Annotated in this window: 2 protein-coding genes; both read left to right on the forward strand. The window is 63.3% G+C overall.

Annotated elements, in window-relative coordinates:
- Entirely contained in the window at positions 1-297 is a 297-nt protein-coding gene (gene groES, locus AC04SF_RS37275; RefSeq protein WP_006203049.1) for a co-chaperone GroES, read from the forward strand.
- Positions 298-358: 61 nt separating this feature from the next.
- The coding region (gene groL / locus AC04SF_RS37280; RefSeq protein ID WP_488481862.1) for a chaperonin GroEL at positions 359-1,923 on the forward strand (1,565 nt) is incomplete at its 3' end.

The following is a 1,923-nucleotide window of genomic DNA, read 5'->3' on the forward strand; positions in this document are numbered from 1 at the left end:
ATGGCAAAGTCGAAGTTCCGCCCGCTTCATGACCGCGTGGTCGTTCGGCGGGTCGAATCCGAATCCAAGACCGCCGGCGGGATCATCATCCCGGATACGGCGAAGGAAAAGCCGCAGGAAGGCGAGATCATCGCCGTCGGCTCCGGCGCGCGCGACGAAGCCGGCAAGCTGGTTCCCCTGGACGTCAAGGCTGGCGACCGCATCCTGTTCGGCAAGTGGTCGGGCACCGAAGTCAAGCTCAATGGCGAAGACCTTCTGATCATGAAGGAATCCGACATTATGGGCATCATCGGCTGATCATCGGCCTCACCGTCAACTGAATTCCGGGCTTACCCCAAGCCCCTGCCAGGAGCTAAAAATGGCTGCTAAAGACGTAAAATTCTCCCGTGATGCCCGTGAGCGCATGCTGCGCGGCGTCAACATCCTCGCCGACGCGGTGAAGGTTACACTCGGCCCCAAGGGCCGCAACGTCGTCATCGACAAGTCGTTCGGCGCCCCGCGCATCACCAAGGACGGCGTCACCGTCGCCAAGGAAATCGAGCTTGAGGACAAGTTCGAGAACATGGGCGCGCAGATGGTCCGCGAAGTTGCTTCGAAGACCAACGACATCGCCGGCGACGGCACCACGACCGCGACCGTTCTGGCGCAGTCGATCGTCCAGGAAGGCCACAAGGCGGTTGCCGCCGGCATGAACCCGATGGACCTGAAGCGCGGCATCGATCTGGCCGTGACCGAAGTCGTCGCGGCGCTCGGCAAGGCTGCCAAGAAGATCAAGACCTCCGAGGAAGTTGCCCAGGTCGGCACGATCTCGGCCAATGGCGACGAGTCGGTCGGCAAGATGATCGCGGAAGCGATGCAGAAGGTCGGCAACGAGGGCGTCATCACGGTTGAGGAAGCCAAGACCGCCGAGACCGAACTCGAAGTCGTCGAAGGCATGCAGTTCGACCGCGGCTACCTCTCGCCCTACTTCGTCACCAACGCCGACAAGATGGTTGCCGATCTCGAGGACGCCTACATCCTGCTCCACGAGAAGAAGCTCTCCAACCTGCAGGCCATGCTGCCGGTTCTCGAAGCCGTCGTGCAGACCTCCAAGCCGCTGCTCATCATCTCGGAAGACGTCGAAGGCGAGGCTCTGGCCACGCTGGTCGTCAACAAGCTGCGTGGCGGCCTGAAGATCGCCGCCGTCAAGGCTCCGGGCTTCGGTGATCGCCGCAAGGCGATGCTGGAAGACATCGCCATCCTCACCGGTGGCCAGGTCATCTCGGAAGACCTCGGCATCAAGCTCGAGAACGTCGGCCTCAACATGCTCGGCCGCGCCAAGAAGGTGTCGATCTCCAAGGAGAACACCACCATCGTCGACGGCGCCGGCAAGAAGGCCGAGATCCAGGGCCGTGTCGCCCAGATCAAGCAGCAGATCGAAGAGACCACCTCGGACTACGACAAGGAGAAGCTGCAGGAACGTCTCGCGAAGCTCGCCGGCGGCGTTGCGGTGATCCGCGTCGGCGGTGCGACGGAAGTCGAAGTCAAGGAAAAGAAGGACCGCGTCGATGACGCCCTCAACGCGACCCGCGCGGCCGTCGAAGAAGGCATCGTTGCAGGCGGCGGTGTCGCCCTGCTGCGCGCTTCGGCCAACATCAAGGCCACCGGCGCCAATGCCGACCAGGCCGCTGGCATCAACATCGTGCGTCGGGCACTGCAGGCTCCGGCCCGCCAGATCGCGGCCAACGCCGGTGCGGAAGCATCGATCGTTGCCGGCAAGATCCTTGAGAACAAGGGCGCGACCTTCGGTTACAACGCCCAGACCGGCGAGTATGGCGACATGATCGCCATGGGCATCGTCGACCCGGTCAAGGTCGTGCGCACCGCTCTCCAGGACGCGGCCTCGGTCGCCGGCCTGCTCGTCACCACCGAAGCCATGATCGC

Source organism: Mesorhizobium sp. CNPSo 4671, assembly GCF_057784245.1.

Excerpts from the sequence above, each read along its gene's own strand:
- groES (WP_006203049.1), top strand. The coding sequence starts at position 1 with ATGGCAAAGTCGAAGTTCCGCCCGCTTCATGACCGCGTGGTCGTTCGG.